Raw genomic sequence first — 15806 nt, forward strand, 5'->3', positions numbered from 1 at the left:
TTTTTGCGAGCTTGCGCCAGAGCGATTAATAGCCCATGACACTAATACGGCAGTCCGATGACAGCGAAAGCCTGCACGGTGGGGGTGTAGACTGCCGGTCTGCCAAGGAGACTGCGATGAGACCGATCCTCACGCTACGCCAATACACCCACGACTTGATCGTCCACAGCCATGAACACGCGCAATTGGTGTTTGGTCTGTCGGGCCAGCTCGACTTCGAGGTCGATGGGCGCGGCAGTCAGGTAGTCCAGCAGAGCTTCGTGGTGGTCCCCTCAGACGCCCATCACGCCTGCGGCAGCCCAAACGGCAGCCGCTGCCTGGTGCTGGATGTGCCGAGCGAACACTGGGTGACGCAATCGTTGGGCGACCACGCCGATGCCAGCCGCCGCTTGCTCGACAACCCCGGTCGGCTGCCACTGAACGCCGCACAAAACCAGCTGGTCAGCTGGCTGGCTAGCAGCCCGGTGAATGACCCGTTGATTGCTCAGCAAGGCGCCGTTCTTCTGCTGGCCAGCCTCAATAACGCCGCGCCGAACAGCGTCGGCGGTCGACGCTTGCCCTATGCCGCGATGAACGCGCATATCGATCAATACGCCGCGTACCCGTTGCAAGTCGCCGACCTGGCCCGCGTCGCCGGTCTCTCCAGTGCACGCCTGCACGCACGATTTATCGCCGAGTGCGGCCAGACGCCAATGGACTACATCCGCAGTCGCCGCCTGCACATCGCCGTGCGGCTGTTACGCGAATCCGGGTTGCCGATCGGCGAAGTCGCCAACAGAGTCGGCTACAGTTCCCAGAGCGCGTTCGCTGCAGCGGTGATGCGTGAGTTCGGTGCCTCGCCCGGAAAACTGCGCCGCGAGGCTTGAGACAAATAACGCGAGGATTGCGACAGACAGACGTGAGAAGGACGTTCATTGTGTAGGAGCTGCCGAAGGTTCGGCAGCTCCTACAGGATGGTGTCCATCCCCACTATCGTGATGTTAAGGATTGCAATGACTCCGCGTACCGCCCTTGGCGCTCTGCATATCGGCGCACTGATGTTCGGCCTGACCGGTGTGCTCGGCAAACTCGCCGCCGCCTCGCCCGCCATTATCGTCTTTGGCCGTGCCGCATTCGCGGTGATTGCGCTGGCGTTTTTTGCCCGTTTCGCCAGCAACACTCGCTGGCAAAAACTTGAGGCCGCTGACTGGCGCCGTCTGTTGCTCAGCGGCCTGTTGTTGGCGGGGCACTGGGTGAGTTTCTTCATCGCGGTGAAAGTCGCCGGTGTGGCGATTGCGACCCTGGGCTTTGCCAGCTTCCCGGCATTTACCGTGATCCTTGAAGGACTGATTTTCCGCGAGCGGATTCGCGTCAATGAAATCCTCTTGGTGGTGCTGGTGAGTGTTGGCCTGGTGCTGGTGACGCCGGACTTCGACCTCGCCAGTGAGGCCACCAGCGGGCTGCTCTGGGCGATGGGTTCGGGGTTGTTGTTCGCCCTGCTATCGCTGACCAACCGCGCCAGCTCCGGGCGAATTCCAGCGGTACAGGCCGCGCTCTGCCAGAACGTGGTGGTCGCCTTGTGCCTGCTACCGGTGGCTGCACCAGGGCTGACCGAGGTTCGCGCCATCGACTGGCTGTGGATCGGTTTGCTCGGGGTGTTCTGCACCGGGGTTGCCCACAGCCTGTTCGTCGCCAGCCTCGCAGTGATCAAGGCGCGCACTGCTGCGGTGGTGTTTGCCCTGGAACCGGTCTACGGCATCACCGTAGCCTGGCTGCTGTTTGGTGAAAACCCGACCCTGCGCATGCTCATAGGCGGCGCCTTGATCATTGTCGCTATCGTGGTTTCCAGCAGCTTCTCAAGCGGCTCAAACAAAAAAACTGTGGTGGCTGAGGCAGCGTCTCACTGAGTTCGGTCGCTGTGACCTAGATCGCGATCCGGATCAATCTGATCGCGAACCCGTTGTTTGAGTACTTTGGCCTCAGGGAAACCACCGTCAGCCTTACGCTCCCAGATTTGAACGCCGTCGCAGCTGATGTGAAATATTCCGCCCGTTCCAGGCACAAGGGAGACTTTGCCGAGATCGTCGCTAAAGGTGCTGAGCAGCTCCTGAGCCAGCCAGGCGGCGCGCAATAACCACTGGCATTGCGTGCAATAGGTGATGACGACTTCCGGTTTACTTCCGGTCATGGTGCGCTGAACTCCTGAACTCAATGACGTCGCTATAATAGCCGCCTTTATCGCTCGCCCAGAGATTCATGATGAGCCGCCTGTTGTCCTGGCGGTTTGACCGACAACATTCCGTTGGATGTAGCTCGAGAGATGGGCGTCGACATCACCATCGTGGTCGACATCGGCACCCCGTTGCGCACACGCAAACAGCTGGCAACCGTGGTCGATGTACTGAACCAGTCGATCACCCTGATGACCCGCCGCAACTCCGAAGAACAACTGGCTGTTTTACACAACGATGACGTGCTGATCCAGCCACCGCTGGCCAGCTTCGGTGTGACCGACTTCGGCCGCGCTCAGGAGATGATCGACGCCGGATACCGCGCCACACGCATTCTCGATGCGCGCCTCGCTCGCTCGCTTGCGCCCGGCCGAACCGGTCGATGCTGAGCTGGCCGCGGCCCGGGCTCCCGGCCAACGAACCCCGATCATCACCGCGATCAAGGTCGAGAACGACTCTAAAGTCGGCGACGACCTCGGGGTTCCGTCAGGACGCAATTTCCGGGCAGAACATCAGCCTGACCCGCGCCGTCTACTACCGTCGCCTGACCCCGCGCTCGTACGTGCCGCTGGACTTCCCGTTGTACATCGGCGCCTCGCTGGAACGCGGCCGGGCCTGGAACAACGACAACGACTTCGACAGCGGCTACATCAACGCCGCCAGCATCTTCCTCGGTTTCGACACACCGCTGGGACCGTTGAACTTCAGTTATGGGTTTAACGATGACGATCAGCAGGCGATTTATCTGAATCTTGGGCAGACGTTTTAGGGGGTAAAAATCAAATATCGGTCAGCTATGAGAAACAGGCAGTACTCCGACATTACCCCAAGTTTTTTGGTGCAGGACGATCTTTTGAGGCCACCTAACTGCCTAATATGCCTAAGGCCTCAACGAATACTCGCCAACAGGTTACGCGCGGTCTGTTGCAGCGGTTCGTCGCCGTCTTCAAGCAACTCATTGAGCAAGCGACTGGCGTTGTCCAGGTCACCCTCCTCGATACAGGTTTGGGCCTTCCCCAATGTATCGGCGCAGACCTGCTCACGCTCCAGCGTGTCGAAATCCACTGACAACGGTTCGATGTCCAGCGTTTGCGGGGCGTTCGCGAAACTATCGAGAAAAGCCTCATCCAACGCCTCTATCTCCGATGGCGAGGGCAGATCAGACTTGGGCTCGTTGAAGCCGCTCAGAAACTGCTCGTCGGACATTTCGAATACGTCAGGCAACTCTTTCAAGTTCGACGTGAAGGTTGGGTCGAGACTGGGCGGCGTCTCGATGACTGGCTTGTTGAGATACGGCGGTGCGGTTTCAAACGGGCTGATCAAATCCCAGTCCGAGTCCATCGACAGATCATCCAGGTTCAGCTGAAACTCATCCAGCACTGGACTGCCCGATGCTTTGGCTTGGGACTCAGCCAAAGCTGGTGGTGCTGAAAACACGCGAGGCGCCACTCGGTTAACGAGTGACTCACGGACCACCGGCTCCATGGGCGACGGCTCAGGCGTTGCTTGAGCCTGATGCCGCTGACGTCGTACCCAGAATGCCAGCATTAACAGTACTGACAGCACCACCAACCCAGTCATCACCAGCAAGTTCGGTCCACCGGGCTTTTCGGCCTGCGGTGCAACGGTCGGCGAGTTTGCTACCGTCGGTGTGGCAGGCGCCGCAGAGCTGGCAGAGAGCCTTTTGACGTCGGCCAATTGAGTTTGCAGGTCGATGACTTCTTTTTGGTTAGCGGCGATCTGCTCGTCCTGGCCTTGAAGCCTGGTTTGCTGATCATCGATGGCTGTTTGCAGGTGCTGGTTCTCCAACACGCTGGCGGCCAACTGCTCGGAAGTGGATGCAGGCTGCTCCTGAACCGGTGCAACGGCAGTTGATTGAGCATCTTTTGCAGCTTCAAGCGACTTCGCCAGCACCGCCGTATCGGGCAGCAACAGGTTCTGACCAACAGCTACGATCCCCGGTGAACCCGGTGGGTCGATCAGCACGGTGTATTCGCGAAGCAAACGCCCGTTGGGCTGATTCACCTGCACCAGGAAATTCAGGAAAGGTTCACTGACCGGTTTGTTCGAAACCACCCGAACCACACTGCGGCTGCCACTCAGGATCGGGGTGAAACGCAAGTCGTTGAGGAAGAACACCCGTTCGACCCCGGCGCGGCTGAACTCTTCGGCCGTCGCCAGGCTCACGGACAATTCGCCGTCGGCCAGATCACCCGGCTCAACCAGCGCAATCTCGGCATTGAGCGGCTGGTTCAACGCCGAATGCAGTGTGATATCGCCCAACCCCAGTGCCGGGGCCAATGCCGAATAACACAAGGCACTGGACACCACTAACAGCGAGCGAATCTTGAACAAGCGGGGCTTTTTTTCAGAGGGGTTCAAACTGACTGAACAGCGTAACGCGGACTGCAAACTTTCAAGCATGAGCATCCCTTGGATAACCGAAACCAACCTGCGGGGCGTTCATGCGTCCTGCACGAACACTGCTATCTCTTATAGTCTGCCAAGCGCTGAATCTCAAAAGTCTGCGGGGTTGTAATGCCTCAAGATTTTTCCAGATTGGCCAGAATGTGCCCATGAACCCGCATGCACACGCGCAAATCTTCTTCGTCGACGCCGACAAAAAGCTCGTGGCGCAATGCGGTGGCGATGGTTTCAATTTGTTCGATCAACGGCCGGGCCGGAGCACAGAGGACGATTTTTTTCGCCCTGCGGTCTTCAACAACCGCTTGACGCTGTACCAGCCCCTGAGCTTCCAGACTGTCGAGCAAACGTGCCAGGGTTGGTCCTTCAACACCCACGCTTTGGGCCAACTCACGTTGAGTCGGCGCTTCGTCAAAACGGGCGAGGTGCAGCAGCACCAGCCAGCGGGCCTGGGACAGGCCAAGCCCTGCCAGACGGCGATCCAGTTCAGCACGCCAGCCTCGAGACATCTGCGCCAACTGCATGCCAAAACGGTGTTGATCGGTAAACGACATAAAAAACTCATGGTTAGACTGAAATAGAGGAAAGCTAATTATTAGTCAGCTAAGCATGGCCCTCGCTGCGAGGCAAGGCTTGCTATGTACTTAATCGTTACACCTATGAAACAGGCCACTCAAATCTCGAATTCCGACTGCAAAGCCGCACGCACGCAGTACAGAACGCCCTCGGGAACGCGCCCAGCGAACAGTCCGATCACCTCTGCGGCAGGCGGTAGCTCGCCCTCGCCGTCAAGGAACGCGTCCTGTATTTCACCCAGCAAGTCCTCTGGCAGATCCAGCGCCTGCTCCAGTGACAACTGCTGCTTGCCAATGGCCTCGGCGAGCAGGGTGTAGACGTTCTTTTCCGAGCACTGCAACTGACCGGCGATCTGCATCGGCGTCATGCCGGCGCGGGCCAGGGTGATCAGTTCGTGGCGAATATCGGCGACCACTTTCGGCGCCTCAGCCTGACCGCCCAGCACTTCGAGGAAGGCCTCGCCGTAACGCTCCAGTTTGCGCGCCCCGACGCCGCTGACCTTGGCCATTTCCGGCAAGGAGCTTGGCTGGCTGCGGAGCATTTCCAACAAGGTTGAATCGGGAAAGATGACGTACGGCGGCACGCCATGCTCTTCAGCCAGTTTGCGTCGCAGGGCGCGCAAGGCTTCCCACTGCTCGCGCTCTTCGCCGCGTACCAGTTGACTGGCCTGGCTGGTGCTGCTTTTCGGGGTGGTCTGCGGCTTGAGGTCGCGGCGCAGTTCCAGTGTGACTTCGCCCTTGAGCAACGGCCGGCAACTGTCGCTCAAGCGCAGGCCGCCGTAGCCTTCCAGATCGATGTCCGCCAGACCTCGAGCCACCAGCTGTCGGAACAGAGAGCGCCATTCACCCTCGGTCCGCGCTTTGCCTACACCAAACACCGATAGATGTTGATGACCGAAGCTGCGCACCTTGTCGTTGTCTTTGCCCAGCAGCACATCCACCAGATGCCCGACACCATAACGCTGGCCGGTACGGTAGATCGCCGAGAGTGCCTGACGCGCAGGCTCGGTGGCGTCCCAGGTCTGTACACCGTCGACACAGTTATCGCAGTGACCACAGGGTTGCGGCATGTCTTCGTCGAAATACGCCAGCAGAGTCTGACGCCGGCAACGGGTTTCTTCACAGAGTGCCAGCATGGCGTCGAGCTTGTGCTGCTCCAGACGCTTGTGGCGCTCATCGCCCTCGGAGTTTTGCAGCATCTGCTTGAGCATCAGCACGTCTTGCAGGCCGTAGGCCATCCAGGCGTCTGCGGGCAAACTATCACGGCCGGCGCGACCGGTTTCCTGGTAATAGGCCTCAAGGGACTTGGGCAAGTCGAGGTGCGCGACAAAGCGCACGTTTGGCTTGTCGATTCCCATACCGAAGGCGATGGTGGCGACCATGATCAGGCCTTCCTCATTGAGGAAGCGTTTCTGATTGAAGGCGCGCGTCTCATTAGGCAGCCCGGCGTGATACGCCAGAGCCGGGAAGCCTTGCTCGCAAAGGAACGCGGCCACTTCGTCGACTTTTTTGCGCGACAGGCAGTAGACAATGCCCGCATCGCTACGGCGCTCGGACAAGAACGCCAGCAACTGCTTGCGCGGCTGCTCTTTGGGCACGATGCGGTAGAAAATGTTCGGGCGGTCGAAGCTCGAAAGAAAACGTTCGGCGTCCTGCAGATGCAGACGATTGACGATTTCTTCGCGAGTACGCTTGTCGGCAGTAGCGGTCAGGGCGATGCGCGGTACATTGGGGAATATCTCCGCCAATTGCCCCAGTTGCAGGTATTCCGGACGGAAGTCATGACCCCACTGAGAAACGCAGTGCGCTTCATCGATGGCGAACAGGGCGATTTCCAGGCTCTGCAGGAAAGCCAGCATCCGCGGCTGTACCAGGCGCTCGGGCGCGAGATAGAGCATCTTCACTTCGCCGCGTTTGATTCGCGTCGCCAGATCTCGCTGCTGCTCGGCGCTCAGGGTGGAGTTCAAGGCGGCTGCGGCAACGCCCAGCTCTTCCAGGGTCGCGACCTGATCGTCCATCAGTGCGATCAACGGCGACACCACCACCGCCAGACCTTCACGCAGCAACGCCGGGACCTGGAAACACAACGACTTGCCACCACCGGTAGGCATCAATACCAGAGCATCGCCGCCACTGGCCACGCGCTCAATGATAGCACCCTGACGGCCACGAAAACTGTCGTAGCCGAAGATGTCCTTGAGGACGCGCTGAGCCTGTTCGAGCATGAAAAACTCCAAATATTGCCGAATATCCCTCTGTGCAGGCTGGATGAAAAAGTCACGGTCTTCACGGACAAATCCGTAAGCGGACTTTTCCTGATCCGTCGCAACACCTGCAGGGCATTACAAAACGCGGCAGTATACCCGAGCGGTCCGAGGTAAAGGCTGCCGGTGACGAATAGCCGCGACACCGCAAAAACCGTGCAAATCTGCCCTGCGGCTGGCCTGAGCGCTCAAGAAGGCCTAGAATTCAGCATCGCATATTCCCCAAGGTAGCCCTTTAATGTCCTTCGCTGAGCAACTAACCCGCCTGCAAGCCTTCCTCGACGCCGACGAGCTGCATGACGAGGCGCTGGACTATGTGGCCGCCCACGGCTACCTGACTGCGCTATCGATCTGTTCCGAGGTCGTTCCCGACCGTGAGTGGATTGACGCTCTGTTCGCCGAGGAGCCGCATTACCGCGACGACGCCGAGCGTGCAGAGATTGAAGCCACCCTGCTGCTGCTCAAGGCGCACATCGCCCGTCAGCTGGCATCCGATGAAGAATTCGAGCTGCCGTGCGACCTCGATCTCGGCGAAGAGCCGGACGACTCCGACCTGCGCGGCTGGTGTATCGGCTTCATGGAAGGCGTGTTCCTGCGCGAATCGGCCTGGTTCGAAACCGCCGAGGACGAAGTCAGTGAAATGCTCCTGCCGATCATGGTCGGTTCCGGCCTGTTCGATGAGCAGCCTGAATTCTCCGACATCGCCAGCGATGCCAACCTGATGGACGACATGATCGTTCAGATCCCTGAAGCCCTGACCGCTTTGTACCTGCTGTGCAATGCACCGGACGAAAAACCGGCCATTCTCAAGCCTCGTCACCACTGAGTCCTTGCCTTTGGCGGCCAACTCCATAGGCAACCGCCCCCTGATACTGCGTTACGTTCTGCTGGCCATCGGCTGGCTGAGCGTCGCATTGGGGGTGATCGGGATTTTCCTGCCGGTGTTGCCCACCACACCCTTTCTACTGCTGGCGGCCGCCTGTTTCGCCCGCAGTTCACCGCGTTTCTATCAATGGCTGGTTGAACATCCAAAGCTCGGCCCGTGGATCCGCGACTACCTCGACGGCAACGGCATCCCGCTCAAGGGCAAGGTCTACGCTATCAGCCTGATGTGGTTGAGCATCGGGTTTTCCTGCTATCTGGTACCCCTGCCCTGGGCCCGAGGCTTCATGCTGACCAGTGCGGTGCTGGTGACGGCTTATATCTTGCGGCAGAAGACCCTTCACAGGTCTTGAGGCTCAAGCGCTCCCGGTAAAGATCGCAGCCTGCGGCAGCTCCTACAGGATTGCGTACACCCGCGATATTGCAGCTGTACTCGGTTGGAGTAGGGGCTGCTGAAGGTTCGAGCCGCGTTCGGACGATCTTTTGACGTTTCACGCCGATCACCCGTCAACCGACGATCTACCTGCCCTTTCAGAAAACACCGCCTAAACTTCAGAAATCTGCACCTGAGCAGCCAGACATGTCCCGTAGTCCGCGTAGTCCAGGATGGTCAACGCTCCGACTTCGGCTCGGCGAATGGTTGCTTGTGTCGGGTTTTCTACTGGTCGGCCTGGGCAGTGTCTGGGCGAACTGGAATTTTGCGCTGATCCTGCAAACCGCCGAGCAACGCTACGGCGCCCTCGGCCCGGCCAAAGGACGGATCGAGGCCTGGAATCAGATGCTGCAAAGCGAAGCAAAACAACCAGAGCGCGAGCAACTGCGCGCGGTCAATCACTTCTTCAATCAGCAACTGAGCTTCCAGGACGACACGCACATCTGGCATCAGACCGACTACTGGGCCACCCCCCTCGAATCACTGATCAAGGGTGCCGGCGACAGCGAAGACTATGCCCTCGCCAAGTACTTCAGCTTGCGTAACCTTGGTGTTCCCAGCGAAAAACTGCGCATCACCTACGTCAAAGCGCTGACCCAGAACCAGGCGCACATGGTGCTGACCTATTACGCCAGCCCCGGCGCCGATCCATTGGTGCTGGACAACCTGATCGGCGAGATCCGGCCGGCCTCACAACGTAAAGACCTGCTTGTGGTGTACGCCTTCGATGCCGAAGGCCTGCATCTGTCTGGTGCAAACCGCGACAAACGCAGCAGCGACTCGAAAAAACTCTCGCGCTGGCAAGACGTGTTGAAGAAGATGCAGGCCGAAGGTTTTGTCGTGGGTGATGGCTAACGCCGCCAACAACAAGGAGCGCTTCATGTCGCTACTCAAACAGTTGTTTCTCGCCATCTGCGTGTTCCTGCTGGTAGCGTTCAGCGGCAGTTTTTTTGTCAGCCTCGAGATCTCGCGTGAGCAAATGCTCAGCCAGTTGCGCTCCCACGCCCAGGATGCCGCCACGGCACTGGGACTGTCGTTGACCACGCAAATCGATGATCCGGCAATGGTTGAACTGATGGTCAGTTCGATCTTTGACAGCGGTTACTTCTCCAGCATCCGGGTGGTGAACATCGAGGATGAACAGGTGCTGGTGGAACGCAGTACACCGACCGTTGCCGAGGACATACCCGGCTGGTTCGTGCGCCTGGTGAACTTGCGCCCGCAAGGTGGAGATGCGCTGATCATGCGCGGCTGGGAGCAAGCAGCGCGGGTCGAGGTGCTGAGTAATCCACAGTTCGCACTGGCCAAATTCTGGGACAGCACCCTCGGTAGTCTGGTCTGGTTGCTGCTGTGTGGATTGCTCAGCGCGGTGTTTGGCGGCTGGCTACTGCGCAGGCAGTTGCGCCCGCTCGATAACATGGTCAAGCAGGCCGAAGCCATCAGTAAACGCGAGTTCCTCAGCCTGCCGAAGCTCCCCAAAACGCCGGAGCTCAAGCGCGTGGTGCTGGCCATGAATCAGATGGTCGAAAAACTCAAAGGCCTGTTTGCCGAAGAAGCCGCACGCAGCGAAAAACTACGGGCAGAGTCCTTTCAGGACAGCCTCACCGGCCTGGCCAACCGGCGCCTGCTGGATGAACAACTCGCCGACCAGTTGCTGGTTACCGAACAGAGCAGCGACGGTCACCTGTTGATGTTGCGAGTCAACGACTTGACCGGCCTCAACCAGCGCCTGGGTGGTCAACGCACCGACGCCTTGATCAGCCTGATCGGTGGACTGCTCAAACGCTTGATTCAGCAAGCAGATCGCCGCCACTGGCTGGCGGCGCGCAACCGCGGCGGTGAGTTCAGCCTGTTAGCCCCTGGCCTCGACAGCAAAGACGCCGCACGGCTGGCCGCCGAGATCAGTGCGACCCTGGAAAACCTGCGCCTCACCGGCGCCAGCGACTGCATGCCAGTTGCGCACTTGGGTATTGTTGCCTATCAACCGGGCGACCCTGTCAGTACGGTGCTGCTGCGCCTCGATCAGGCGCTGGCCCAGGCCCGACACCATCCAGAACGGCCGTGGGTGCATCTGGCGCTCTTCAATGGCGCGCCAGGTCAGACTCAGCACGATTGGCGCAACTGGATCGATGACGCTCTCAGCCACGGCAAAATGCAGCTGTATTTTCAACCGGTGGTGCAGTGTGCCGATACCAGCCAAGTGCTGCATCACAAGGTGCTGGCCCGCCTGCTCGATCCACAGGGCGAGGCGATTGCCGCCGGGCACTTCCTGCCATGGATCGAACGTTTGGGTTGGTCGGCCCGTTTCGACCTGGCAATGCTCGAACACACCCTGGACTACCTCGCCGAACACCCTTGGCCGCTGGCGTTAAGTCTTTCCGGCAGCACATTGCGGGATGCGTCGCACCTGCAACAGATCCTGGCCATGCTCGAAGCCCTACCCGACCTCGCTCCACTGCTGACCCTGGAAATCGACGAACGCCAACTGCCACCACCGGACGAACTGCAGCAGCTGAGTCAAAGCATCCAGGCCACCGATTATCGGATCGGCCTGCAACACTTTGGCGGCAATTTCAGCCAGATCGCCAACCTCACTAACCTCGGTTTGGCTTACCTGAAAATCGACGGTAGCTACATCCGCTCCATCGACCAGCAGAGCGACAAACGCCTATTTATCGAAGCCATTTTCCGCGCCACCAACAGCATCGACCTGCCACTGATTGCCGAGATGGTCGAGACTCAAGGCGAGTTGGACGTGATCAAGGCGTTGGGGCTCTTTGGGGTAATGGGGAGGCTGATTGGACCACCGGAGCCGATGTAGATAAAGCGGCGATCGTTCCCACGCTTTCCACGCACTGCTGGCCCTGGCCGGCAGCCCGGGAGGCACATGCTTGCCCTCCCGGGTAGTCCCGCCCAGTTTGTCAGACCGTCAGCGTATGGTCGGCATCCCCGAACCAGGTACGCACCAGATCGACGCCGGTCGTGCCAGCGTTGGCAAGAACCGCCACATCGGTGAAATGCGCACCATTGGCTGCGCCATCGGTATCCACCTTCACGGTGATATCGCTGCCGGACTTCACCAGTTGGACGAAGTCGGACGCCTGGCTGCTGCCGCTAACGAAGTTGGCTTTGAGCAGCGCGGAGAGGTCGAGCACGTCACCTTCAGCGAAGTTATAGTCGAGGATGGTGTCCCCGCCTTCGTTCGGATTGAGGTAGGCGAACACATCGGCTCCCGCGCCACCGCTGAGAGTGTCCGCCCCGCCACGACCCGCGAGGATGTCGTTGCCGTCGCCGCCACTGAGCACGTCCGCCGCCATGCTGCCCACCAGTGTGCCGCTGGATGCGCCGTGGTAATCGACCAAGGTGCCGCCCCCGCCGCCGTCGGTGACCTGGAAGTCGGCCACCGAGTAGTGCCCCAGCAGGTTCACCTCGGCCCGATGCACGCCGTCGTCCACCGTCAGCAGGCCGCCGGAGCCAAGGGCGTTGGCGCTGTAGCTGAGCTGGGGGTTGGCGCCGAAGGCGAGATCGCCGAACATCAGCGAGTCATTGCTTTCGAGCCCGATAATGCCGACCAGCGAGCCGGCATCCGCGGCGTGCTCCACGATCAGCGTGCCCGCCCCTTCACCGTGGAAGGCGACGGACGCGTGGGCGGCGCCGGTGAAGATCAGGCTGGCGTCGCCGTCGATGGTGGCGCTGCCGTTGCCCGTCACGTCGGCCAGCAGGCGCAGGTCGCCGCCATTGGCCCACAGGTGGCCTGAGTTGTCGACCGCACTGGCCACCGTCATGCCACCCGAGCCCGTGGATTCCAGCACGCCGCTGTTGACGATGGTATGGGTGCCGGTATCGAGCACCAGGCTGTTCAGCCCGTCGGCCTGGATCAGCCCCGCATTGACCAGCACCATTTGCCCTGCGCCTAGTTGGCCGGCACCGGAGATGTGGTTGTCAGCATTGGTCAGCACGGTGTCGGCGCTGCCACCGAAAATCACGTTGTGCGCGCTATCGGATAGCAGCACATGGCCGCCGCCGGTCAAGGTCGCGCCACGGAAGAGGATTTCCAGGTCGGTTGCGCTGCCGGTGGAACCGAGCTCGATGGTGCCACTGTTATGGATGCTGCCACCGAACGGCATGATCGCCCCGTCGGCAATGGTGATGGTGCCGGTATTGGTGGTGAGCGGGTCCACATCGAACTGGAAGTTCGCTTCGCTCAAGCCCGCCGCATCGACACCTTTCAGGGTGATCGTCTGGCCTGAGCCTATGCTGACCAGTGCATTGCCATTTGCGTCGTTGGCGATACTCAAGTCAGCAAAGCCGGTGACGCCCGTGAAGCCGATCAAGTCGATCTTGTCCGCCGCGGTATCGAAGTTGTAGATCTGGTTGTTGCCGATCGGCAGGGCGAAGACGAAAGTGTCGGCACCGGACGAGCCGGTCAGGTTGTCGTCGATGGACAAGGCAAAGATCGGTGAGCCTGGGGCGTAGGCCTCTACGTTGTCCGAGACGATGGCGCTTCCTGTGGTCCCATCTGCGTTGGTCCAGGTCTCCGTTACATGCAACACCATAGCGCCGACGTAGCCTGCCGTCGTAGTGACGGTGAGTACCGATGGATCGATGGTGGTGACCGTCCAGCTGCCGTCGCCGAGATGCGTGGCGCCGTTCACTATCCAATCCGCTGGAACACCGGCGATCGTTATCTTGACGGGAAGACTGTGATCCGCCGACGGATTGGCCAGAGCCAAGTTGATCGGCTCGCCAGCGATGCCTGCCGGATGGGTGACCGACCATGTAACACTGTTCGTGCTGAACGCGCTGGTACCCCCGCCTGAGCCGGGGTTGACCTTCGTCGCAACCGTGCCCGACGTCTGATCCCACGCCTTGTAGGTTAGGTCACCGGAGTGGTTGCCTCCCACCATACGAAGATAGTCAGTGCTGCGCAGCAGTAGAGCCGAGGTCGTAGTCACCGTACCTAGGGCCACCCAGGTTGTGCCATTCAGCGAGTACTCCCAAGAGCCACTACCTGTTCCAGTTGCAACAGTGATCGCGATGCCGCTCAGCGCACCACTGTCAACATCAGTGGAATTCAGGAACGAACTCACCAACACCCCACCGCTGACGTTGACCGACGACGGAACTGTCCCGGACAGCACCGGCGCGTCGTTAACCGCGGTGATGTTGATGTTGATCGTGTCGCTGTCGCTCAGTGCACCACCAGTGCCAGTGTTGCCGCCGTCATTGGTCAGCATGATCAGGGTGACCGCACCGTTGGCATTGGCAACCGGGGTGTAGGTCGGCTGGCTTGCGACCGTGCCCAGATAAGCATTGATGTTGGCGAGCGTGCCGGAAAGCACGATGCTGCTGGTGCCTGATCCGCTGACCGTGACACTGCCTGCTGTCGCGGCCGTTAAGGTGCCGCTGCCTACCGTGAGCGTGACCGAGGTGGTGCCAGCGCCTGCGTCGACGTCTGCCACCGACAGACCGCTGAGCTTGAATGCGGTGTCTTCATTCGTCGTGTAGCTTGCCGGCAGCGTGTTCACCGGCGCGTCGTTGACCGCGGTGATGTTGATGTTGATTGTGTCGCTGTCGCTCAGTGCGCCACCAGTGCCAGTGTTCCCGCCGTCATTGGTCAGCATGGTCAGGGTGACCGCACCGTTGGCATTGGCAACCGGGGTGTAGGTAGGTTGGTTCGCGGCCGTGCCCAGGTAAGTGTTGATGTTGGCGAGCGTGCCGGAGAGCACGATGCTGCTGGTGCCTGAGCCGCTGACCGTGACACTGCCTGCTGTCGCGGCCGTCAATGCGCCGCTGCCTACCGTGAGCGTGACCGAGGTGGTGCCAGCGCCTGCGTCGACGTCTGCCACCGACAGACCGCTGAGCTTGAATGCGGTGTCTTCATTTGTCGTATAGCTTGCCGGCAGCGTGTTCACTGGCGCGTCGTTGACCGCGGTGATGTTGATGTTGATCGTGTCGCTGTCGCTCAGTGCACCACCAGTGCCAGTGTTGCCGCCGTCATTGGTCAGCATGGTCAGGGTTACCGCACCGTTGGCATTGGTAACCGGGGTGTAGGTCGGCTGGCTTGCGACCGTGCCCAGATAAGTGTTGATGTTGGCGAGCGTACCCGTGAGCACGATGCTGCTGGTGCCTGAGCCGCTGACCGTGACACTGCCTGCTGTCGCGGCCGTTAAGGTGCCGCTGCCTGCCGTGAGCGTGACCGAGGTGGTGCCAGCGCCTGCGTCGACGTCTGCCACCGACAGACCGCTGAGCTTGAATGGAGTGTCTTCATTCGTCGTATAGCTTGTCGGCAGCGTGTTCACCGGCGCGTCGTTAACCGCGGTGACGCCGATGGTGACGCTGTGCGAGATGCTGCTGTCGATGCCGTCGCTGACCACAACGTTTACCGTCCGATCAGAAGTAGTCGGCGTATTGCTGGAGTTGTTGTAGAGGATGCCGTCCAGAATCGTCTGGTAGGTGGCCTTGGTGGTCGAACCGGAGATCGAGAGCACGCCGGTGCTGGCGGTGTAGCTGACCGTCAGGCCGGCCGCTGCCGTAGTGGCGCTCGCGTTAAGCGATAGCGACTCGGTGGCGTTGCCGTCGGGGCGCACCGTCAGCGTCGCCGTCATCGACGTCAGGTTGGCCGAATCGACATCAGTGATGGCCGCCGATGGGGCGATCAGCACGGAGGTCTGTTCGGTGAAGGCTGCGGTCGCGTCGTTGCCGGCGCCTCCACCGTTCAGGTCGGTTACCGGTGCATCGTTAGTGCCGGTGATGGTCACGTCCACCGTGGAACTCGAGAGCGCCCCGTACTGATCCTGCATCTGGTAGCTGAGCGTGACGTGCTCGACCACACCTTGCGCCAAGTGGTCGAAGTTGGCACCCGGGTTGAACACCAGCTGGTTGCCGACCACGCTGACCGTGCCTTGGCCGATCGGCGCGCTGGCTGAGTTCAGCGTGAACAGGTGCCCGTCATCGACATCAGTGTCGTTGGCCAGCACATCGAGGGTCAGGGTCTGGTTTTCCGTGCCGGCGGCCA

At 60.3% G+C, this 15806-nt stretch carries 11 protein-coding genes and 1 pseudogene; 7 read left to right on the forward strand and 5 right to left on the reverse strand.

From position 1 onward, the window contains the following. The first annotated feature begins 116 nt into the window (after positions 1 to 116). Positions 117 to 866 (forward strand): helix-turn-helix transcriptional regulator, encoded by a 750-nt coding sequence (locus ACZYSM_RS24680; protein WP_489075548.1) that lies wholly within the window; start codon positions 117 to 119, stop codon positions 864 to 866. A 126-nt stretch (positions 867 to 992) separates the two neighbouring features. Continuing rightward, positions 993 to 1886 carry a DMT family transporter gene (locus ACZYSM_RS24685; RefSeq protein ID WP_489075550.1) on the forward strand — a complete coding sequence of 298 codons (894 nt, stop codon included), beginning with the start codon at positions 993 to 995 and terminating at the stop codon, positions 1884 to 1886. On the opposite strand, the gene ACZYSM_RS24690 is transcribed toward ACZYSM_RS24685, so the two are convergent. Next, a complete protein-coding gene (locus ACZYSM_RS24690) occupies positions 1880 to 2167 on the reverse strand; it encodes an Rdx family protein (protein WP_489075552.1) in 288 nt (95 codons plus the stop codon). The two genes, ACZYSM_RS24685 and ACZYSM_RS24690, sit on opposite strands and share 7 nt — an antisense overlap. 90 nt (positions 2168 to 2257) lie before the next feature. Here ACZYSM_RS24690 and ACZYSM_RS24695 point away from each other — a divergent pair. Continuing rightward, positions 2258 to 2979 (forward strand): annotated as a pseudogene (locus tag ACZYSM_RS24695) (patatin-like phospholipase family protein); the annotation flags it as partial. A gap of 119 nt (positions 2980 to 3098) precedes the next feature. Here the strand turns inward: ACZYSM_RS24695 and ACZYSM_RS24700 are convergent. The 3 genes from ACZYSM_RS24700 to recQ all read right to left on the reverse strand — a co-directional run bounded on the left by ACZYSM_RS24700 (position 3099) and on the right by recQ (position 7434). Continuing rightward, positions 3099 to 4565, reverse strand: coding sequence for a motility hub landmark protein FimV (locus ACZYSM_RS24700; RefSeq protein ID WP_489075554.1), 1467 nt, complete (start codon positions 4563 to 4565; stop codon positions 3099 to 3101). 188 nt (positions 4566 to 4753) lie between these two features. Next, a complete protein-coding gene (locus ACZYSM_RS24705) occupies positions 4754 to 5188 on the reverse strand; it encodes a MarR family transcriptional regulator (RefSeq protein ID WP_489075556.1) in 435 nt (144 codons plus the stop codon). Positions 5189 to 5307: 119 nt separating this feature from the next. Next, a complete protein-coding gene (gene recQ, locus ACZYSM_RS24710) occupies positions 5308 to 7434 on the reverse strand; it encodes a DNA helicase RecQ (protein WP_489075558.1) in 2127 nt (708 codons plus the stop codon). A 277-nt stretch (positions 7435 to 7711) separates the two neighbouring features. Between recQ and ACZYSM_RS24715 the strand changes: the two genes are divergently transcribed. The 4 genes from ACZYSM_RS24715 (at position 7712) to lapD (ending at position 11609) form a co-directional block, all read left to right on the forward strand. Then, entirely contained in the window at positions 7712 to 8299 is a 588-nt protein-coding gene (locus ACZYSM_RS24715; RefSeq protein ID WP_489075560.1) for a UPF0149 family protein, read from the forward strand. Between the two features lie 10 nt (positions 8300 to 8309). Then, entirely contained in the window at positions 8310 to 8708 is a 399-nt protein-coding gene (locus ACZYSM_RS24720; RefSeq protein WP_489075562.1) for a YbaN family protein, read from the forward strand. A 227-nt stretch (positions 8709 to 8935) separates the two neighbouring features. Next, positions 8936 to 9643 carry a cysteine protease LapG gene (gene lapG / locus ACZYSM_RS24725; RefSeq protein ID WP_489075564.1) on the forward strand — a complete coding sequence of 236 codons (708 nt, stop codon included), beginning with the start codon at positions 8936 to 8938 and terminating at the stop codon, positions 9641 to 9643. Between the two features lie 25 nt (positions 9644 to 9668). Next, positions 9669 to 11609 (forward strand): cyclic di-GMP receptor LapD, encoded by a 1941-nt coding sequence (gene lapD / locus ACZYSM_RS24730; protein ID WP_489075566.1) that lies wholly within the window; start codon positions 9669 to 9671, stop codon positions 11607 to 11609. Between the two features lie 100 nt (positions 11610 to 11709). Here lapD and ACZYSM_RS24735 read toward each other — a convergent pair. Continuing rightward, the coding region (locus ACZYSM_RS24735; RefSeq protein ID WP_489075568.1) for a type I secretion C-terminal target domain-containing protein at positions 11710 to 15806 on the reverse strand (4097 nt) is incomplete at its 5' end.

The organism is Pseudomonas sp. F220, from assembly GCF_057813935.1.